Origin of the sequence: Rhodoblastus sphagnicola, assembly GCF_002937075.1 — a bacterium.
Taxonomy (GTDB): Bacteria; Pseudomonadota; Alphaproteobacteria; order Rhizobiales; family Beijerinckiaceae; genus Rhodoblastus; species Rhodoblastus sphagnicola.
Map to the genome: position 1 here is coordinate 24072 of NZ_NHSJ01000051.1, position 20727 is coordinate 44798.

The 20727-nt window shown below is 64.0% G+C and carries 18 protein-coding genes; 16 read left to right on the forward strand and 2 right to left on the reverse strand.

Annotation, left to right across the window (positions count from 1 at the left end; translation table 11 throughout):
- Positions 1-297: 297 nt before the first annotated feature.
- The 11 genes from CCR94_RS08115 (at position 298) to CCR94_RS25945 (ending at position 11401) form a co-directional block, all read left to right on the forward strand.
- Positions 298-2145 carry a ShlB/FhaC/HecB family hemolysin secretion/activation protein gene (locus tag CCR94_RS08115; RefSeq protein ID WP_244593982.1) on the forward strand — a complete coding sequence of 616 codons (1848 nt, stop codon included), beginning with the start codon at positions 298-300 and terminating at the stop codon, positions 2143-2145.
- 20 nt (positions 2146-2165) lie between these two features.
- Positions 2166-4121 (forward strand): DUF2341 domain-containing protein, encoded by a 1956-nt coding sequence (locus CCR94_RS08120; protein ID WP_244593983.1) that lies wholly within the window; start codon positions 2166-2168, stop codon positions 4119-4121.
- A 5-nt stretch (positions 4122-4126) separates the two neighbouring features.
- Complete coding sequence (locus CCR94_RS08125) at positions 4127-4531, forward strand: ExbD/TolR family protein (RefSeq protein WP_104507388.1); 405 nt, start codon at positions 4127-4129, stop codon at positions 4529-4531.
- An 11-nt stretch (positions 4532-4542) separates the two neighbouring features.
- Entirely contained in the window at positions 4543-5157 is a 615-nt protein-coding gene (locus CCR94_RS08130) for a hypothetical protein (RefSeq protein WP_104507375.1), read from the forward strand.
- Positions 5154-5915: an energy transducer TonB gene (locus CCR94_RS08135; protein WP_244593984.1), complete on the forward strand. Its 762-nt coding sequence runs from the start codon at positions 5154-5156 to the stop codon at positions 5913-5915. The genes CCR94_RS08130 and CCR94_RS08135 overlap by 4 nt, the downstream gene beginning before the upstream one ends.
- Before the next feature lie 76 nt (positions 5916-5991).
- A complete protein-coding gene (locus CCR94_RS08140) occupies positions 5992-7830 on the forward strand; it encodes a putative porin (RefSeq protein WP_425332322.1) in 1839 nt (612 codons plus the stop codon).
- 110 nt (positions 7831-7940) lie between these two features.
- Positions 7941-8459, forward strand: a complete 519-nt coding sequence (locus tag CCR94_RS08145) for a hypothetical protein (RefSeq protein WP_338052980.1) — start codon at positions 7941-7943, stop codon at positions 8457-8459.
- Positions 8460-8485: 26 nt separating this feature from the next.
- Complete coding sequence (locus CCR94_RS08150) at positions 8486-9502, forward strand: peptidylprolyl isomerase (RefSeq protein ID WP_244593985.1); 1017 nt, start codon at positions 8486-8488, stop codon at positions 9500-9502.
- 137 nt (positions 9503-9639) lie between these two features.
- A complete protein-coding gene (locus tag CCR94_RS08155) occupies positions 9640-10170 on the forward strand; it encodes a YbjN domain-containing protein (protein WP_104507378.1) in 531 nt (176 codons plus the stop codon).
- An 86-nt stretch (positions 10171-10256) separates the two neighbouring features.
- Positions 10257-11027 (forward strand): lytic transglycosylase domain-containing protein, encoded by a 771-nt coding sequence (locus CCR94_RS08160; RefSeq protein ID WP_104507379.1) that lies wholly within the window; start codon positions 10257-10259, stop codon positions 11025-11027.
- Positions 11024-11401: a hypothetical protein gene (locus CCR94_RS25945; RefSeq protein WP_244593986.1), complete on the forward strand. Its 378-nt coding sequence runs from the start codon at positions 11024-11026 to the stop codon at positions 11399-11401. The genes CCR94_RS08160 and CCR94_RS25945 overlap by 4 nt, the downstream gene beginning before the upstream one ends.
- 31 nt (positions 11402-11432) lie before the next feature.
- Here the strand turns inward: CCR94_RS25945 and CCR94_RS08170 are convergent, their stop codons facing one another.
- A complete protein-coding gene (locus tag CCR94_RS08170; protein ID WP_104507380.1) occupies positions 11433-11615 on the reverse strand; it encodes a hypothetical protein in 183 nt (60 codons plus the stop codon).
- Between the two features lie 154 nt (positions 11616-11769).
- On the opposite strand from CCR94_RS08170, the gene CCR94_RS08175 reads away from it, so the two are divergent.
- The 5 genes from CCR94_RS08175 (at position 11770) to CCR94_RS08195 (ending at position 15574) form a co-directional block, all read left to right on the forward strand.
- Positions 11770-12345, forward strand: a complete 576-nt coding sequence (locus CCR94_RS08175) for an STN domain-containing protein (RefSeq protein ID WP_244593987.1) — start codon at positions 11770-11772, stop codon at positions 12343-12345.
- Positions 12342-13046 carry an energy transducer TonB gene (locus CCR94_RS08180; RefSeq protein ID WP_104507381.1) on the forward strand — a complete coding sequence of 235 codons (705 nt, stop codon included), beginning with the start codon at positions 12342-12344 and terminating at the stop codon, positions 13044-13046. Before CCR94_RS08175 ends, CCR94_RS08180 begins: the two co-directional genes overlap by 4 nt.
- A 158-nt stretch (positions 13047-13204) precedes the next feature.
- Positions 13205-13747 carry an RNA polymerase sigma factor gene (locus CCR94_RS08185; protein WP_104507382.1) on the forward strand — a complete coding sequence of 181 codons (543 nt, stop codon included), beginning with the start codon at positions 13205-13207 and terminating at the stop codon, positions 13745-13747.
- A gap of 324 nt (positions 13748-14071) precedes the next feature.
- Positions 14072-15091, forward strand: a complete 1020-nt coding sequence (locus CCR94_RS08190; RefSeq protein ID WP_244593988.1) for a FecR family protein — start codon at positions 14072-14074, stop codon at positions 15089-15091.
- Between the two features lie 42 nt (positions 15092-15133).
- Positions 15134-15574: a hypothetical protein gene (locus CCR94_RS08195; protein ID WP_146089904.1), complete on the forward strand. Its 441-nt coding sequence runs from the start codon at positions 15134-15136 to the stop codon at positions 15572-15574.
- A gap of 44 nt (positions 15575-15618) precedes the next feature.
- On the opposite strand, the gene CCR94_RS08200 is transcribed toward CCR94_RS08195, so the two are convergent.
- Positions 15619-20709, reverse strand: coding sequence for a filamentous haemagglutinin family protein (locus CCR94_RS08200; RefSeq protein WP_104507385.1), 5091 nt, complete (start codon positions 20707-20709; stop codon positions 15619-15621).
- Positions 20710-20727 lie beyond the last annotated feature (18 nt).

Genomic DNA, 20727 nt, shown 5'->3' on the forward strand with positions numbered 1-20727 from the left:
GCTATCCTTACGGTGCTGAAGCCGTATTCCGGGCTGCATCGGCGGATCACGGAACCGCGCCACTGCTGCATCGTGGTTGCGCCATCGCTTATTTCGCGCAAGCCGAGCGACGGCTCTCGACAACCGAGGGCCCATTACGAAAGCCGCCTCCTTCACCATTGTCAATTATGAACAGATGCTTGCAACGGCGGGCTGTGTTTCCGGGATCATGTTGAGGCAACAGAGCCCGCCAGCGCACAGGCGGGTTTTTCTTAGGAAGATTTTGCAGGTTAGGTCAGGCCCAGTTGTCTTAAAGTCATGGCCGCGTTGACGAAGGTGAAGAACCTCGTCGATGCGCGGATCGGTTTCGAGACAGGCGGGCGTTTCGTGCGAAGACGATTGAACGACAGGATGCGCAGGCTGGGGTCTGCGCAATGGGTGGCTTTGTACCTGAAAATGACGCCGATGGTCGTGGCGGGCGGCGTTCTTGCCGTCGATCCGGCGTTGGCGGCTCAGACCGATCAATCGACTGTCGCCAACGCCCCGGCAAAATCGGCATCCGCGAAGGCGGCGGGCGCCGCCGCCAAGGCGCAAGCGCCCAGCGCGCCCTCCACCCCCGCCTCTCCCGCGCCGCCGCAGCATTTCGACATCGACGATTTCACGGTGATCGGGGCGGACAAGCTGCCCGAGATTGATCTCGACACGGCGATCTACCCGTTCCTGGGGCCGAACCGCACGCCGGACGATGTGGAGAAAGCGCGAGCGGCGCTCGAGAAAGCCTATCACGACAAGGGCTACCAAACCGTCAGCGTCTCCGTGCCGGCGCAGAATGTCGGAAACAAGGTCGTCCGGCTGCAGGTCGCCGAGATGAAGGTCGGCCGGCTGCGGGTCAAGAATTCGCGCTATTTCGACACGGACAAGATCAAGGAGAATGCGCCTTCTTTGAAGGAGGGCGGTCTGCCCGAGTTCGGGGCGGTGACCAAGGATATCATGGCGCTCAACCAATGGCCGGACCGGAAGGTGACGCCAGTGCTGCGCGCGGGCGTGGCGCCTGGCACGGTCGATGTGGATCTGAACGTCGAGGACAAGCTTCCGGTCCACGGCGCGCTGGAATACAACAATCGTAACTCGCCCAATACGACATCGTCGCGGCTCAACGCCACGGTTCACTACGACAATCTCTGGCAGCTCGGGCATTCGCTGAGCCTGAGCTATCAGGTCGCGCCGGAACGTCCCTCCGATGCGCAGGTGTTTTCCGGATCCTATCTGGCCCGCGCGCCGGGCGTCGACTGGTTGAGCCTGCTGGTCTATGGCGTCAAGTCGGAAAGCAGTGTTGGAACAGTTGGCGGCGTGAGCATCATCGGTCCCGGCGAGATTGTCGGCGCGCGCGCGGTGATGACGTTGCCTACGCGGGAGGGGTTCTTCCATACGCTGTCGGCCGGCCTCGATTACAAGCACTTCGATCAGAGCGTCAAACTCGGCGCGGACGCGTTTTCCTCGCCGGTGACCTATTATCCGATGGTCGCCAGCTATGGCGCGACCTACCAGAGTGACGGTTTCGTCACGCAAATGAACGCCTCGGCGACGTCGAATATCGGCGCGCTCAGCAGCAGCACCGCCGACTTCGACGCCAAGCGTTACGCCGCGCAGCCGAGTTTCGCCCATTTCAACTTCGATCTCTCGCACACCCAGGAACTGGGCGAAGGCTTCCAGCTTTTTGGCAAGGTCCAGGCGCAGGCCGCCGACGGACCGCTGGTCTCGTCTGAACAGTTCAGCATCGGCGGGCTTGATACCGTGCGCGGCTATCTCGAATCGGAGGTGCTTGGCGACAACGGCGTCGTCGGCAATATCGAGCTTCGCTCTCCCGACGTCGGCGGTCTGCTGCAGGAGCAGTTGAAGAACGCCGGCGCAGAGAAGGCGGAGCCGATCATGGTGTTCAATGAATGGCGCCTGTTTGGCTTCACCGACGCCGGGCGCGCCTCGACATTGAGGCCGCTGCCAAGCCAACAGACGGAATTCTCGGTCTGGAGCTACGGCGTCGGCTCCCGCTTCAAGATATTCAACTACTTCAACGGCGTGCTCACCTTTGCTGTGCCGCAGATCAGCCAAACCTACACGCGCGCGGGGAACGAGCGCGTCAATTTCCGCTTCTGGGGTGAATTCTGATGACGATGGGTCGGTCAAACATGATTGCGCCGCTGCGTAAATTTCCAGCGACGGCGAGATTTCTCACGAACGCGCTTCTGGCGGTTGTGGCGATTGTCGCCTTGCTGCCTTCGCCGGCGCAGGCATGGTGGAACGACGACTGGTCGTTGCGCAAGAAAATCACCATCGACGCCAGCGCGTCTGGCGCCAACATCACCGATCCGATCGGCTCCACGCCGGTTCTGGTGCGGCTGCATTTGGGCAATTTCCGCTTCGGTTCGACCAAGGACGATGGCAGCGACCTTCGCTTCATCGCCTCCGACGACAAGACGCCCTTGAAGTTTCAAATCGAAAAATTCGATTCGCTCCTGGGTGAGGCGCTGGTGTGGGTATCCGCGCCGAACGTGCTGGCCGGGGCCAAGTCCGATATCTGGCTCTACTACGGCAATAAAAAGGCAGTGGCGGCCAGCGACGCCAAGGGCGTCTACGATACCGACGCGGTGCTGGTCTATCACTTCAGCGAGCGCGGCGCGCCGCCGATGGACTCCACCGTATGGGCCAATAATGCTCAAAGCGTGGGCCAACCCGCCGATGGATCGATCATCGCCACCGGCCTGCGTCTGGACGGGCGGTCCGCCCTGACATTGCCGGCCTCGCCAACGCTGGCGCTGGCGGCCAATTCAGCCTTCACCTGGTCGGCATGGATCAAGCCGGCCGCGGCGCAGGCCAATGCCGCGATCTACAGCCGGCGCGACACCGCCGCGTCAAACGGTCTCGTGATCGGGATCGACAATGGCGCGCCGTTTGTCGAGGTGACGAATGCGGGCGTGACTCAACGCAGCGGCGCGGGCGCGCCGGTCGCGCCGGGCGGCTGGCGTCATCTGGCGGTGGTCGCCAACAATGGTCAGGTCTCGCTGTTTCTGGACGGCGTTCCCTATGCTTCTGTCGCCGCTTCACTGCCGGCTCTCAACTCGATCGCGCTGATCGGCGGCGATGCGGCGGTTCCCGGCGCGGCGCCGGTCGCTTCCGAACCGGCTTCCTCAGCGGCGGCTCCGGCTCCTGTCGAAGCCCCCGCCGCGATGGGGGGGTTCGTCGGCGACATCGACGAACTGCAGATCTCCAAGGTCGCGCGCCCCAACGGCTTCATCAGGTTCGCGGCGATCGGGCAAGGGCCGGATCAGTCCAAGCTGTTGTCCTTCAGCGTCGATGAGGAGACCGCAAGCTGGCTGTCGGGTTATTTCGCGGTGATCCTGAAATCGGTCACGCTCGACGGCTGGGTCGTCATCGGCGTGCTGATGATGATGGCCGTGCTGAGCTGGGTCGTGATGTGGGACCGGACCGGCTATATCAACAGGCAGTCCCGCGCCAACGCGGACTTCCTGAAAGCGTTCCATGAAATGTCCAACGATCTCGGCGCGCTCGGTCGCGGCGATACGAAGGACGTTTCCACGCTGGGCGGGCGTCTCGCGCCCGGCGAAGCCGCCAGGATGCGATCCTCTTCGCTCTATCGCATCTATCACGTCGGCGCGAACGAGATTCACCGACGCCTGGCCAGACACGGCCGAAAAGCGCCTGTGCTGTCGGCCGCGGCGATCGCCTCGATCCGGGCGATGCTCGATAGCGCCGTGGCCAAGGAGATGCAGAAACTCAACCGGTTGATGGTCGTCCTGACGATCGCGATTTCCGGCGGACCGTTCCTCGGGCTGCTCGGAACGGTGGTCGGCGTCATGATCACCTTCGCGGCGATCGCGGCTTCAGGCGATGTCAACGTCAACGCCATCGCGCCTGGCATCGCGGCCGCGCTGGTGGCGACCGTCGCCGGCCTCGCCGTCGCGATCCCCGCGCTGTTCGGCTACAACTACCTGATCTCCCGCATCAAGAATTTGACGACGGACGTTCAGGTTTTCGTCGACGAATTCATCACGCGGATGGCCGAGGTCCACGATGAGGACAACAATCGGCCCGATCCCGTCGACCACCAAATTGCAGCGGAATGACGGCCATGCAAATCCAGTCCGATGCAAAACCGTATGACGACATCAACATCACGCCGATGCTGGATCTCGCTTACGTCCTCCTGGTGATTTTCATCATCATGACGACCGCGACGGTGCAGGGCCAGAAGGTCAATCTGCCGAAGGCGTCGGCGGCCCCCAGCCTCGCGACCCAGACCACGAAGGCGATCACCGTCGGCAATGATGGCAAGATCTTCCTCGACACCATTCCGGTGACGTTGCCTGAACTGGAACAGCGCCTGATCCAGCAGAAGGCGCTGACGCCGGAGTTCCCGATCGTGCTGCGCGGCGATGCGCAGGCGCAATACCAGAACGTCATGGACGTTCTCGATCTGCTTGGCCGCATCGGACTGACTCAGGTCGGACTCGCCACCAAGCCGCTTGTGAAGTGATGGGGGCTGCGATGGTGCTGTCCGTGGTCGCCAATCCTGATCCCGCCGACGTCGCACGCTCTGCGCGGCGGGAACGCGGCGGCGATGCGCCGCATGCCGGCGTCGCTCGGGGCGCGAAACATGCGCTCGGCATGGGGTGGCCGTCGGTCATGGCTGTCCTGGCGGAGTTCGGACACGGCATCCGGCTCGCGGCGCGCAAGCGGTTGATGCGCCTCATCCCGGGCGCCGGGATAAAGACGAGGCCGCGCGCCGCCGCTCGGGCGGCGTGTGTCCCGCCGGTTGCGCGCGCAGCGGAGACGGCGGCGCTGCTGCGGTTTCCCATTCGCGGCGAAGCGCTGTTGGTCGGGCTCGCCAAGTGTCTGCGGATGCGGATCGCGGCCATGGGGATTCCCGGCGATTTGGTTGTCCTGGAGATCGAGCGGGGTGACCGGTCCTGTCTGCGCATCGATGACGCGAGCTACATCGCTTTTGATCCGCGCGAGGCGGTTTACGACCTGATCCTGCATTTTGCCGAGGACACGACAATGCGGATCGAGACGGCCAGCGTCGACGTGCTCATGCAGTTTGTTGTGCAGTACCTCGAAGCCAAGCAGGCGGATTTGACATCCGGGGAGGCGTTTGCGTGAGCGACCCGAGCCAAATCGAGAGCCAGTCCGACGATGAGTCCGAGGAAGGGCAGGAAGGCCGTCGGCAAAGCGGATCATATCTGCGTCGTGGCGCGACCGTCGGCGTGATCGCGCTGGCGATCTGCGGCGGAATTTATGTGTTGATCCGCCACGACGATATGGCGCCGCCGCTCCAGGTGCGCGACCTGACGATCTTCACCGTCGCGCCGCCGCCGCCTCCGCCGCCGCCTCCGCCCGAGCAGAAAATGATCGAGCAGCCGAAGGTGACCGAGCAGGAGATCAACGAACAAAAGCCGGTGGAGGAAGACAAGCCCATCGACAAGCCGAAGGACGAGCCGCTCAAGGACGTCAAGAACGAGCCTCCGCCGGGTCCTCTGGCGCTTGACGCCAAGGCGGAGGGGCCAGGCGACGCGTTCAATCTCGGCGGCAAGCCGGGCGGCAGCCCCTACGGAGGGGGGGGAGGAGGTTCCGGCGGCAGTCGTTGGGGCGGATACTCGGCGATGGTCAGTTCGCAAATCGAGGCGGCTCTGCGCGGCAACGCCAAGACGCGTAATGCGTCCGTTCAGATGCAGGTCCGGTTATGGGCGGACGCGACCGGTCGCATCACCCGCGTTCAATTGGGATCTTCGACGGGCGACGCGGAACTCGACGCCGTCATCAGAAACGAAGTGCTGGGGGCGCTGACGCTGCGGAGTCCGCCGCCCGCCGACATGCCGATGCCAATCGTCACCCGGATCACCGAACGGCGACCGGGCTGAGAGCCTCACAACAAATCGAATGAACACGAACGTGCGGATTTAGCTCTAGGAGTGGGGACTGATGTTTGGACGAAAATTGAATCGGCGCCGTTGCGAGATCCCGCTCGCTCTGTCGCTGTCCACGCTGCTGTGCGTTAATCCGGCCCTTGCCCAGAGCGAGACGGATCCACAGGCGCCGCCCCCCGCCAAGAACAGCGATCAGAAGCGCGCGACGGTCTCCAAGGCGAAACCGATGTCGCCGAACATGTCGATCAATCTTGTCAATCTGTTGGTCAAGCGCGGCGCCTTGAGCGAAGAGGAAGCCCAGGGACTGATCAAACAGGCCGAGGACGAGGCCTATGTGTCGCGACAGGCGACCAAGGACGCCGCCGCCAAGGCCAGCGAGGCCGCGAAAGCCGCGACGGCGGCGGCCTCGGCGGCCGAGCCGCGCGGCGCGCGGCACGTCACCTACGTCCCGGAAATCGTCAAGCAGCAATTGCGCGAGCAGATCAAGCAAGAGGTGATGGAAAAGGCGAAGAACGAAAACTGGGCGTCGCCTGGCCTCTATCCGGAATGGGCCGAGCGCATTCACGTCTATGGCGACTTGCGCGGCCGCTATCAGGGCAGCTTCTACCCGCAAGGCAACGATCCCTCGGGAACCCCCAATTTCAACCAGATCAACACCGGTTCGCCTTACGATAACAGCCCCGTGAGCTCCAATCCCTATTACTATCCGACCTATAATTCCGATCAGAACCGTCAGCAATATCTGCTTCGCGCCCGGCTCGGATTGGCCGCGGATTTGACCAACGGTTTTGCCGCGGGTTTCAGGTTCGCGACCGGCCAGAGCAATTCGCCGGTCTCGACAAACCAGACGCTGGGAGCGACCGGCGGCAATTTCTCGAAATACTCGCTGTGGCTCGATCGCGCGTTTCTGTCATACAAGCCTTTTGACGATGCGACGTTCTACCTCGGGCGCTTCGACAATCCGTTCTGGTCGCCGACGGATATCGTCTGGAGCAAGGAACTCGGCTTCGATGGCGCCGCGGTGCAAGTCAAGCATGACGTGGGCGATGACTTCACGCCCTTCGCGGTGCTCGGCGCGTTCCCGATCTACAACACGGACCTGAACGCCGGCATCAATCTCGGCGTCAACAACGGCCAACCCAGCAAATTCAAAAACACCGACAAATGGCTGTTCGGCGTGCAAGTCGGCTTCTTTCGCGAGATCAATCCCGAAACCGCGGTTCGGTTCGGCGTCGCCTATTATGACTTTGACAACGTGCAGGGAAAATACTCCGACCTCTGCTCCGTGCTCAACGCGTCCGACGCGTGCAATACCGACCTGACCCGGCCGTCGTTTGCCCAGAAGGGCAATACCTACAGGACGTTGCGCAATATAGAGTCGACGGCGAGCAATACCTATGGAACGACAAGCCAGTTTCAGTATTTCGGCCTCGCCAGCGAGTATCGCCCGCTGGTCGTCAGCGCCCAGGCGGATTTCACACACTTCAACCCGGCTCACATCATCCTGGACGGCGAATACGTGACCAATACCGCGTTCGATCGCAGTCTCCTGAGGACTGTCGCGGTGAACAATATCGGTTCCGGGACCAGTACGAAATCCGGTGTTTTCAATGGCGGCAATCAAGGCTGGCTGGGGCGTCTGACGGTCGGCGACAAGGAGATCAAGCAGCTTTGGGACTGGAACGTGCATGCCGGTTACAAATATCTTGAATCGGATGCGACTGTTGACGCCTTCGCGGATGCCGATTTCGGCTTGGGGGGCTCCAATCTCCAAGGTTACTTCCTCGGCGGCAATCTTGGCCTGAGCCAGAACGTCGCAGCCTCCCTGCGCTGGATGAGCGCCAAGAACATCGCCGGCGCGCCCTATGCCGTCGATGTCGTGCAACTCGATGTCAACGCGAAGTTCTGATCATGAAAACGCACTTGAACGTCATCCTTGTGATAGCGGCGTCGCTGGCGGTGGCGATGTTTTCGGTCCGGGCCGATGCGGCGGACGAAGCCGACCGTCTGCGCGAAGCGTTGCGCGGCTCCATCGCGCAGGCTCGGCAATTGGAGGACCAGCGCGCCGCGCTTCAGGCCAAGATCGCCAACTACGAGTTGAACGCCGAGCGCGACAAGGCCGCCGCCAAAGCGCAAGTCGACGCCGCCAAGGCCGAGAGCAAGGCCGCCAAGGCCGAGGTCCGCGAAGTCCGGCAGCAGCAGCGCGATGCGGTCGAGGAATTCAACAAGCGCCTGGCGGAGCGCGATGAGACGCTTGAAAAATGGAAGACGGCTTACGAGGAGGCCGCCAACGTCGCAAGGTCCAAGGACGCCGAGCGCGCCAAATTCGAGGGCCAGGCGAATGCCTTCAAAGCCAGCGCCAAGAGCTGCCAGAGCAAGAACGCCCTGATGTTGAAGGCCAGCCAAGACCTTCTCAAAGGTTACAGAGATCTCGCGCTCCCAGGGCAGGAACCGCTCCTTGGGCTGAGTAAAGTTGAGGTAGAAAACTACATTCAAGAGACCAACGACAGGCTCCTCGATCAGAAGGCAGTTCAATGAGTATGAAAATTTTCGGAGCGGCAGGGATGACCAAGGCGGGAGTCATCGGTTCCGCGGCTCTGGCGGTCGTTATTGGCATGACCGGGGTGACCAACGCCCAAAGCGCGCCTCAGCAGAATGGGGCGTCGACCGCGACGAAGCCGAAGCCCGTTTCGTCGCCAGCCACGCAGCCTGTCGCCACAGGCCGGCCTGTCGCGGCGACGGAAAAGTCCTCATCCGGCGACGATGTGGTGGCGCGGGTGGGCAACGCCAACATCTCGGCCGAGGAAATTCGGGCCTATGTCGCAACGCTCCGGCCGGCCGATCAGGAGGCGTTGAAACAGAATCCCGCGATTCTCAGTCAGGCCGTCCGCATGCTTCTGGCCAACCGCCTGGTGTTGGAGGAACTTCGGAGCCGGAAATGGGACCAGCAGGCGAGTGTGACGACACAGCTGGAGCGCATGCGGGAAGGCGCGCTCGTCGAGCTTTATCTGCAGATGGTGTCGACGCCCCCGGCGAGCTATCCAGGCGAAGATGAATTGCAAAAGGTCTATGACGCCAACCGTGAGGCGTTCCTGACGCCGCGTCAGTTCGAGGTCGCTCAGATCTTCGTCGCGGCCGCCAAGGACGGCGACAAGACGACCGAAGACGCCGCCCGCAAGCGTCTTGAGGATGTTCAGCGCAAGTTGAAGGCCCCGGGCGCGGATTTCGCCGCCATCGCCACCGAGTCCGGCGCCGCCAATGGCGGGGCTCTCGGTTTGCTCGTGGAAAGCCAGTTTCGACCGGAGATCCGACCCCATCTCGCCGGGCTGGCGAAGGGCGCGATATCCGAACCGGTTCGTCTCGATGACGGCTGGCACATCCTGAAGTTGATCGACACCAAAGCCGCCTATACGCGCACCTTGCCGGAGGTGCGCGAGGCGCTCGTCCAACAGATGCGCGCCGAGCGCGCGCGCGCGCTGCGCCAGGCCTATCTCGCCGAAGTGCTCAAGCAGAATCCGCCTGTTTTGAATGAGCTTGCGATCGCGAACCTCGTGGCGCAACCCCCGGCGGGGGCGAAATAGCGCCTTTCGATCCCGATGGCGCGGACACCGCGCCATCGCCCGATCCTGAACGCGGATCTCGCCAGAGCCGTTGTCACGGACCGAGCCACATCACCTTCGATTTCCCATTTCGTCTGTAATTCGCGCAGGAGCCCGCCATGTCCGAGACCGTCATCGCCAAACTGACCCTTGAGAGCCTGCGCGATACGCTGCAAACGCTCGGCTATCGCGTCGAAACGATGACTGATCCCGTCGCCAATGTGACCTGTCTGCGCTCGGCCACCAATGGTTGCGGCTTTGAGATTCGACCCGGCAACCCGATCCCGGGCGGCGACGAGTTTGTCGATGCGGCGCTGGTCGCGGTGTTGCAGGTGCAAGGCGATCTGCCGCTTGGGATTGTCAATCAATGGAATGTGAGCCGGCGCTTTGCCCGCCTGCAACTCAGTTCGCCGTTCCTTGCGCTGACGCAGGACATCTCCGTCGTCGGCGGCGTCACGCCGAGCCATCTCCGATCCCAGATTGAAATCTGGGATCGCTTGATCCAGGAGCTGATCGTCTATCTGCGGACGGAACTGTCCAAATTGGTCAGCAACCAGGCGGCGCCTTCGATCGAGCAGGCGAACGGCCATCAGGCGGCGAACGCGCCGGTTGCGCCGACCGGCGCGCCCGGCGCCGAAGCGCGGGCATAGGCGGGAGACCGAGCTGTCGTGGCCCCGGACGAACGCATGACGATCATCGGGCTCGTGGAACGCTCAGGAGGAAAAGGCTTCGCGTAATGGCAAGATGTCACTCCGCTCAGACCGGCGTTTTGGCGACGGCGCTTTGGCTCGCCGTGTTTGGCGCGCAATCCCGCGCCGCCGAGGCCGCCGTTGACGCCCGCGTTGCGTCGGTTGAAGCCGCGCCGGCGCCAGAGGGCGGCAAAGTCTCCGGCGGCGGACGGGGCGACGGCGGCGCGCCAACAGCCGAAGGCCGGCTCGCCTATCGCGCCTTGATCGAAAAGGAAGCCCTGCGCCAGGGCATCGGACCTGAAATCGCCGAAGCCGTCATGGCGGTGGAGAGCGGATATAATCCGCGCGAAATCGGCGGCGTTGGCGAAATCGGCCTGATGCAGATACGGCCGGAGACCGCCCGCATGCTCGGCTTCGTCGGCTCCGCCGCCGATCTGGCGATCCCTGAGACGAATATCCATTTCGGCGTCGCTTATCTGGGCCAGGCATGGCGTCTGGCTGGCGGCGACCTCTGCGGCGCCTTGATGAAATATCGCGCCGGTCATGGCGAGACGCGGTTCTCCTATCTCTCGGTCCATTATTGTCTGGCCGTGCGCTCTCAACTCGCCGCCCGCGGTTTTCGCGTCACCGGCCGCGTTCCCGTCGCGACGTTCGGAGAGCCGGTCGGCGCGGGCCGGCGGCTGGTTGCGGGGCGAGGCTGCGGGCGCTATTGTATCGGTGGTGCGGGCGCGGCGGGATCTGGCGTCGCTCCCGTCAATTTCGCCGCGCTGAATGCGTCGCTGGGCGCTTTGGTGATCCAGGCGAGGCCGTCCCGATGATGCTGCGCAAGACCACGCCCACAGTGACTTTCTTCATGATCTTGACGGCGCTGAACGTCCTCCCGGCGCGCGCCGGTGAGCAGATCACATTGCCAGAGATCACCGTGAGGCCGCCGACGGTCAGCGATCGGAACGGCGGCGGCATGGACAGCCGCGTCTTGGAGCGCCTCAACAAGCAGCTCAAGCGCAAGGCCGATGAACCCGGCCTGATCATCAATGCCCCTCCGTTTGACGCGCGGTCTCCCGACACCGCCATCGGCATCGTCAACATTCCCGGCGTCCAGCAGCAATATGGCCAGAATTTCGGGAAATCCGTGATCCCCTACCGCCCCTCGGCGCCGGTCTTCAGCGCGCCGATTGGGCCTCGGCGGTGACGCGCCGCCCGCGCGGAACGATAAACCTCTGTCATAATAAAATTATATACAGCGCCTCCCAGTGCGTTGGCGCGGCGTGGCCGCTGTCGATCTTTTCGGTGACTGCTTGATCGGATAGCGTTGCGGCGATGAGTGAGAGAATTACGCAGTCGTTGATGTTGAAAGGGCGATTCGTCGCACGCCCCGCGCTGAGCAGGTTCTGGAAAAGCGTCACAGGCTTTTCCGGCGAGGCGTTGCGACAAGCCGAGAAGCGGGCGCGTGACCTGCTGGCGGGGGCGGTCGCCCTCTACATCTGTTTTGCGGCGACGGCGGAGCCAATGCAGACAGGTGGCGCGCAACCCGTTGAATTCAGCATTCCGCCGCAGCCCTTGGCCGATGCGCTGCACGCCTATCAGCAGCAGATGCGAGTCCAGGTGCTTTATGAGGCGCGCGCGGCGGCAGGCCGGCAATCCGTTGCCGTGGTTGGCAAATTCCTCCCGGATGCGGCGCTGAGACGTTTGTTGTCGGGGACCGATCTCGAAGTCGTGCGCGCGGGTCCGGAAGCGATCGCGCTGGTCTCTCCGCGTCCGCAGGAGAGAGATGTTCCTCCAGTCAGCCCGCTGGAAACAGCCGACCTGTCGCTTGGCGAATTGCATGTCCGCGCCGCCGCCAGCCCAAGCCGCTCCGACCAATTTCAGGATTACAACGAAAGTGTTCGCGCCGAAATCGAGCGTGTCTTGAGGAAAAACGTCAAGACCGGTTCAGGTAATTATCGGGCGGTCATCGACCTTTGGATTGATTCGGCCCGCAGGGTCCAGAAGGTCGCGTTGCTTGGATCGACAGGCGAAACCGCGCGCGACGCGGCGATCTCGGCTGCGCTTCGGGGGCTGACGATCAATCGGCCGACGCCGGCCAACGCGCCGCAGCCTCTGCGCGTCATCGTCACGGTGAGAACAGCGCAATGATCCATCGCGAAACGGACGGCCGCTGGGCTGAAAGCCCGAGCGAAGACGGCTCCGAGTCCCAGGCGTCCGCCTTTTACTGGCGCCTGATGGCTCCACCCGTGATCGCCGTCGTGCTGATTTGCGGCGGCGTCTATTGGCTCCGCTTGCAGGTTGCCGCGCATGGCGCCGGGACAGAGCCCAACGCGCTCCTGCAAGTGCAAGTTGTCTCGATTCCCGCTCCCGATCCGCTCCCGGTTGTTCCCACGCCGCGGACCGCCACACTCAGCGTTCCCAGTCCCGCAAGCGCCCCGGCCGAACAGCCGGCGGAGACGCCCGATCCGTCCGCGATCCCGCTTCCTTCCGATTCTGTCGCCCATGTTGACCCCTCGGTTCCCGTGACGCGTCGGCCCTCGGCTCCCACCGCCGCCGACAGTCCCGCGATGCGGGAGTTCAGAACCGCTTTGCTGCGTCACATCAAGCGATTCCCGCACTATCCCAAGGACGCCGAAAGCAAGCGACTTCAGGGAAAAGTCCACGCAATATTCTCCCTCAGCCGCGCAGGGCGCGTGCTCGGCGTCTGGATCAAGACAAGTTCCGGCGAAGGCCTGTTCGACCAGGAGGCGCTCGATGCGATTCATCGCGCCCAGCCGCTCCCCCCCATTCCCGCGACATTGCCCGATCCCATCAGGATCGAGTTGACGCTTGGTTTCGATCCTCCCTGATGTGGCGCGGCCGCAACCGCGCCGGCTTTCCGCGCGGGCGAGCGTCATCGAAGCGCAGCAAGTCGCGAGATTGTCACAAAGCTGTAGCTTGACGCCGTTACGAGCATTGAGATGCCCTAGAGTTAAGGGCTCCGAATGGTCTGAGTAGGCGTCGCGATATGGCTGAAACTGAGCGGCTCGGTCTGCGCCAGCAAATTGTCGAGAACTACGACAGCCTCATTGCACGCCTGACCAGGCGTCTGGGGTCATCCGAGCACGCCTATGATGTTCTGCACGAAACTTTCGTTCGTCTCGACAGCGTGCCGGCGACGACGCAGGTTCTTAATCCTGCGAGCTACATCTTCCGCACGGCGCTCAACATCGAACGAAACCGGCGGAAGGCGCAGAGCTATCGCGTTTCGGTCGCGGAAATCGACAGCCTTGTCGATGTCTGCGACGAGACGCCCGATCCGGCGATGGTCGCCGAGGCCCGGTCCGACTTCAAAGCGTTCGAGCGGGCGCTCCTCGATCTTCCGGAGCGACCGCGCCAAGTGCTCCGTCTTATGTCCCTGGAGGGCAAGACCGCGCAAGAGACCGCGGACCACCTGAACGTCAGCGTTCGGACGGTGGCGGCGGACTACCAAAACGCGCTGCAACAATGCGCCAAAAGCTTGAACCGGACGCCTGTTGTTCGTCTTGGAGGGCCCCGTCCACGCCCATAAGCCCGCGCGCGCAGAACGGGTTGAGTCCCGGGCTGACGGCGGCGATGGAAGCGGGAGCCAGGGGATACTCCCGCCATGTCCCAAGAGATTTTGAACATACATACCTTATTTTTTCATGATAGCGCCCGCTGAGTTGTCTAATAGACAGACCTCCCGCTTAGGAGGGTACGGCGCCATACTGAAGAGCATGGCTTCCCTTCTCTGGCCTCAACTTTCCGCTGGCGGCGACGGTCGTCGTCGGGATATCCATGGGCGTTGATAGAAGTGCGAGCGTGCTCGCGAATGACGACGGTATAAGTCCTGATCATCTCATCCCGCAGGAGAGTGGATTCGGATGAACTTTGCACAAACGGGCGATTATCTGTGAACCATCGATCTGAATCGCCCGAGGCGGATTTACTGCTCGACGAAGCCATTGCCTGGATCGTTCGTCTCAAGACCGGCGAGCCGACCAGGGCGGATGTGGAGACATTCGAACGGTGGCGCGACCAGAGCCCCGCCCACATGGAAGCCTTCAAGCGGGCGGCCTGGATCCATCGCAACGCGGGCGTCGTCGCTGGCCGGCTCGCGATGGCGGCGTCGGCGACAAGCGCCCCCTCCCCTGCCCCGAGCCGGCGCATGAGCCGCCGAATGGTCCTGGCCGGCGGTCTGGCGGCGGCGGCCGTCGCCGGTTTCGCGGTGGTTGAACCGCCAATGGGGCTTTGGCCGTCGTTGCGGGAACTGTCGGCCGATTATCGAACCGGAAAAGGCGAACAGCGCAAGATCCTGCTGGCCTCCAACGTCTCCCTGGATTTGAACACCCAGACAAGTATCGCGCTTCGCTCCGCGCAGGGCCAGCCGACGATCGAATTGATCTCGGGCGAAGTTCTCGTGAGCGCACAGCATTCGCTCGCTGGCGCAGTGGTCGTGCAGGCCGCCGGTGGCCAGATCGTGGCGGACGAGGCGAGTTTCAACGCGGTATGCCTTGACGGCGTGGTGTCCGTGACCTGTCTGAATGGATCCGCCGCAGTCCAGCATTCCGGCCAGTCCAGCGCCATCGGCGAGGGCCAGCAGATCGTCTATTCGCGCGCGGGCATTGGCGCGGTCGCCAGTGTCGATCCCGCCGAAGTAACCGCCTGGCAGGCTGGCTTGTTGATTTTTCGCGAACGCCTGCTCGCGAGCGTGGTCGAGGAGGTCAACCGATACCGCGCCGGAAAGATCGTGATCGTCAACGCCGACCTGCGGCAGCGGATTGTGAACGCCGATTTCGAAATCAAGAAGCTCGACAGCTTCGTCGCTCAGGTCCAACGGCTTTTCGGCGCGCGGGCAACCTGGTTGCCAGGCGATATTGTCCTCCTGAGTTAATGCCGCCCAAACTATCCACTCGCTCGGGAAAGGATGTTCTCCGTGACGTTTCGGCGCTTGACATGGCTTGGCGTGGCGGCTTGGCCGCGCATGCTGATCGGATCCCTGATGATGACCGCGCCGGCCTCGGCGCATGATTTTCGGTCGGCCGCCGACGCGCCGCCGTCCTGGGGCCAGTTCGCCAAACTGGTGAAATCTCGCTTCGAGAGCTGGATATCGGAAGACGAGCCGGTGGCGAACCGGCTGCGCTCCTACGTTGTCGATCGTCACGGCAAGAATGGCGGGCCGCCGGCGTCGCTGCTGGTCCGCGCCTGGGTCAATCCCGATGGCTCCGTTGAACGCGTCAGCTTCGCAGCCCTGCCGGACGCGCGCGCGGACGAAGATCTGCGCGTCATCCTCAAGCGGGGCAATATTGGCGAAGCCCCGCCGCCGGACATGCTGCAGCCGCTCAACCTTCGCTTCTCGCTCGACGCGCGAAAATAGTCCGAGGTCGCTGATTTCGCCACGAAAGCGTTGACGCCGTGGAGTCACAGCCTGGCCTTTTCCTCTTCGCTCAGGAGTTGCTTCTCCTGATCGGTCAGCACGCCGTGACCCAGAACCTGCACCGCGCCGTTGGCGTTGTAGCTGTGCTGGGCCCGCGTTCTCCGGCGTTCCTCGTCGCCATTGGCGGGCGGCGTATCGCCGCCGCCGCCGCCATAGCCGATCACTTCGACAATGATCACCGACGGCCGGTCGGTTTGGGCTGGCTGGGCGACCTCCTTGACCGCGCTGTTGGCGGCGTTGTCCTGGGTCGTCGTGGTCAGCGCCACCGGCGCCGCGGCCGGCATCTGCAAACCGACGACGGCGCCGCCGACCTGGAAATTGTCAGCGTTTCGCACCTGATAGGCGACCACGGAGAGATTGCCGGCGACCCGCACCCCGGCGTCGCCGGCGTCGACCGTGCCGCGCGGCGCCAGCAAATAGACGTCGGGGGCCTTGATCCCGACCTCGGGCTGGAACGCGGCGATGCCGGCGCCCGACACGCCCGCCAGTTCATCGACCTCGGCAAACAGGTTCCAGTCGAAATCGACCGCGATCGGCGGGAAGTTCGCCGAGGTCTTCGGCCCCTGCCCCGCGTTGAGGTCGCCGTTCGACGACCATGCGACGATATCGCCGCCGTTCTGGGTGAACAACCGGCTCTGGTTCAACACCAGGCTGCCGTCGGTGAAGCTCGACACCGATCCGCCGCGCAGCGTCAGAATGCCCTCGAAGCCGGTCGGGATCGAGTCGATATCGCTGATGGTCCCATAATAGGCATAGCCGCCGCCATAGAGGCTGGTGTCATAGTTGCGCCGCGCGGCTTGCGTCGCGGTGCGCACCACCGAGCCGGCGATGACGTCGCCGCCGGGCCCGAGCAGGCGAATGTCGCCGCCGCGCGTCGTCTGCAGCGTGGCGAGGCGCAGGTCGAGATCGCCGGTGTGGACCCGCGCGGTATCGACCGCGCCGCCTTCCAGGCTGTTCGCCGTGAAGCCGTTGGCGGCCGGGAACAAGGTGTTCACCGCCTCATAGCCGCGACTGTATTTCTCATATGACGCGCTGGTGGTGACAGCGACCTGTTCGAGCTCGTTGAAATACACCTTCGACAGCAGGAACACATGCTGCTCAACCGCCGGCAGGCCGACGAAGGCGGCATAGGCCTGTGTCTCGCTGACCTCGGTGGTCCCATAGGTCGCGATCAGAAGGCTGGCGTAGCGCGCCTTCATCCAGGTCAGCAACGTCTCGCCGTAGCCGCCCCAGGTCAGCGACGCGGCATTGGCCGGGTTGACATAGGACTCGCGGAAGCCGGCGTAGTCGGGGCCGATCGCGCCCTGCCCGAACATCACATAGAGATCGGCGCCGCCGCCGGCCTCTTTGACCTGCGTCTTCAGCCACGGGTTCCAGTCATAGCCCACCGACCGCACGCCGCCGGCATAGTTGTAGGTGGTGTAGACGTAGCCGTCGTTTCTGTTGCCAGACTGGATGGTGACGGTCGCCGAGTTGAGGAACGGTCCGATGTCGCCGCCGGCCTCCAGGATGAACGAGCCCGGCCCGCCGATCACGAAGGTATTGCCCTGCAGCGTCGCCCGCGTCACCGCGTCCTGTCCGCTGGCAATGTTCTTCAGCAGCGTCGAAGTGGCGGTGATGTCGCCGCCGGCGGCGATCCGGGTGACGTCGGTCGAGGCGAGGTTCTGGCCGAAGAACATCATGTTGACGATGTCGCCGCCCGCGGTGACGCGCGCCGCCTTCGGCGCCGAAAGTGTGAAATTGGTGATGTCATCGCCGGCGGCGATGAACACCGGGTTGGCGTCGCCGAGATGGGTGATGTCCTCGTTGTGATAGAGCCGCAGCCACGCCTCGCTGGTCTGCGAGGTCACGGTCGGGAAGATCAGCGAACGCAGCGCCGACCCGGAATAACTGGTCCAGGCGTATCGATAGATCGTGAAGAACGGCCCCGGCAGGTTCACCGGATCGGAATCCTCCATCGAGATGGTCGCCGCCCCGATGTCGCCGCCGGCGACCAGCGCCAGATTGCCGGTCGGGTCCGGCTCCATGAACAGGAAGGCCCGCGCGCTGGAGACGCTGTTGCCGAAGGTGAGGTCTCCGCTCAGCGCCGCCAGCGAGATGTCGCCGGGCGTCACCGCGCCGTCGAGGGTGTTGAGATCATCGGTGCGCCAGAGGTTGAAGGCGAGGTCGCCGCCGGCGGCAGCCTTCAGGCTCGACGCCGACGTGACCCATTCGCCGTAACCGCTGGAGAACGGCAGCGCGCCGGCCCAGGTGAGGCTGACGTTGCGGCCGGCGGTAGCGGTGGCGGCGGCGTTGATCAGGCGCAGCCGCGTCGAGCGGTCGAGGCCAGCCATGTTGCTGATGGAGGCCGTGCCGATCAAGAGACTGCCGCCTGAGGCGGTGATGTCGCGGACGGCGTCAAGGGTCACGCTGCCGGAGGTGAGATAGACCAGCCCGCCGGCGATGTCGCGCCCGGCCGCGATTGCGACATTGCTGTCGCCGAGGAACTGCACGCCCTTGGCGGTCGAGCCGTCGGCCTTCGTGATGGCGACGGTGCGGATCGCCGAGGTCGCCAGCACCGGCGCGTCATCGACGTCGCGGCCGGCCTTGATGGTGATGTCGCCGCCAGCGAGCGCGCCGACCCCGGTGGTGAGGCCGGAGAGCACTATGTACTGGTCGGCCCCGACACTTGTGGCGCTCGACGAGGACCCGCCGTTCAGCCAGGTTGGCTCCAGCGAGTCATTAGCGCCGGTGATGTTGATTTTGCCGGTGCCGTCGATGATTGTATCTGCAAGGAGACTGCCGCTGCGGCCGAGCACGTCCTGCCCGGCGGTGATCGAGACATCGCCGCCATTGGTCAGATAGAGCTTGCCCGAAGTCTGCAAGCTCGTCAGGCCGACAGTCACGGCGCCGCCGGTCGAGACGTCCCGCGCCGCGGTGGTGGCGGTGGTGGCGCGCTGGCCGGCGGTGTAGATCAAGGCGGTCGCGGCGGCGCTGTTCGCGGCCACGCCGCCGGTGAGATCGACATTGCCGGCCGCCGCGATGGCGATGTCGCCGGCGCCGGTGCGGATCATGTTCTTCGTCGTGAGCGTATAGCTTCCCGATGTTGGGAGGGGAGAGGAGAAACCGTAGTCCAAGGCGGAGAGACGGATAGCCGTGGCAAGCGCCGAAGCGAAATTGTAGTGCGTGACCAGATATCCCACCAACGCCGCTGGCCCAGACATCATGCTGTTGCCTATGCTGGTGCTTATGCTGGAGGGCAAACCATATTGCGCGACCAGAGCATTCAACTCGGGATTGGTCCCCGACGACAGATCGCTCTGAAAGGCGGCGAACACATTCGCGAGGCTATCGCTGCCGACCGTGTAACCTGATACGTCAAAGTTCGCCGTGGCGTTACCTCCGAATACGGCGACGAGACCTGCGGCATCGCTCCATCCACTGTTGTAATTGCCCCACTGGTTTGCGATCGTCGGGAAACTAATGCTGTAGTCGATGCTGGCCGTGACGGATCGGCTGACGCTCGGGCTGATGGAGAAGGTTCCGCCGCTGCCGCGATCGATCGTCAGGGGATCGACCGCCACGGTCAATTCACCGGCGTCCCGTTTGACCGCGGCCCCGGCCACCAATCTGTAGCTGGAGGACGAAACGGAGCGACTGCTCGCGCAAGCGGCGTCACTGCAAGCCTGCGGGAAAATCACCGAATTGAGCAGCGTGTCGCCGTCCGTCAGCGCCGCAACGGAATTGCCGGCGTTGTTGTACGGCGCGCCCGTTCCCGAAACAGACACGACCTTCAGATTGAACAATAGGTTGAAGAGTGAATAATCGAGATTTAAGGACCCTCCATACGGCCTGAAATCGGAAACGGCCCCTCCCAATCCCACGCTCGCCGGCGCATTGGGATCGGCGAACTGGAAGAAGCCGTCGGTGATGCTGCCGTCGAGGCGCAAATTGCCGCCGGCCCGCAGCGTCAGAATCGGCGCCTCGCCAAGCGCGCTGCCGCCGGTGCGATAGAGCATGCGGGTGAAGCGCCCGAGCACCTCGCCCTCCTTGCCCGACACCACGCTGGCGCTGCTGCCGGAGCCGGTCATCGCGCCGGCCGCGACGGCGGCGTCGACATTCACCACGCCGGCGCCGAAGTTCCAATTGGAGGCGAGCGTGATGTCGCCATCGTGGACCAGATCGAGCCCCGCCGTCGCGTGGAAGGTCGAGAGACCCGCGAGGCCGCCGAGCCGCGCATAGCTCGCCGAGAGGTCGAGGGTCTGCACGAAGTTCGACAACGTGCCGGCGTCCTCGTCGCCGAGGAAGTTGATTCCGCCGGTGGCGGTGCGCGTACCGTTGGTGTTGGCGGCGTCGAGGTCGATGCTCGCGTCCAGCGTCACGGTGTTGGTCGCGGCATTGTAGGTGACGCCGGCGAACCGCCCGCTGGCGGCGACCGCCTTCAAATCCCACCTGCGGAAGCCTTCGAGCACGACGCTTTTGGCGCCGACCACCGAGGCCGCGTCGGCGACCGTGACATCGACGGTCTGATGACCGCTCGCGTCGGTGATCACCGGGGCGCGCAGCGTCAGCGCGCCGCCGGTGTCGCCATCGACGTAGTAATAGCCGAGGCCGCTTTCGAGCGCGATCACTCGGTTGCCTGGGCGGCGCGCGGAGAGATCGAGCGTGGCGCCGGCCGCGATGCTGATGGCGCCGCTGGCGCCGGAGATCACGCCGTCCGCGCTGGTCGAGGTTGCGCCGGCGATGAAGTCGGTTCCCAGGGTGACGTCGCCCGCCGAAGCCTGGCGGGTATCGGTGTCGGCATAGCCATTGGCATGGGCGTCGAGCTTGGCGGTGGAAGTCAGCGTGACGCCCTTGTCGCCCCACAATGCGATTTCGCCGCCGTTGACGCCGGAGGTGTCGATGGCGCCGGAGACGATGACGAAGCCGCCATCGGCGGTCAGCGCCACCGAGCCGGATTTCAGCCGCTGGCCGGCGGCGAGCACGAGATCGCCGCTGTGGCTGTGCACCTCGAAGCCGCCGGTGAAGCCGTAAGAGCCGACGAGGGTGTTGAGCGCGACCAGATCGACGCCGCCGCCGGTTTCCAGCGCGAACACCCCGCCCGCCCCGCTCGT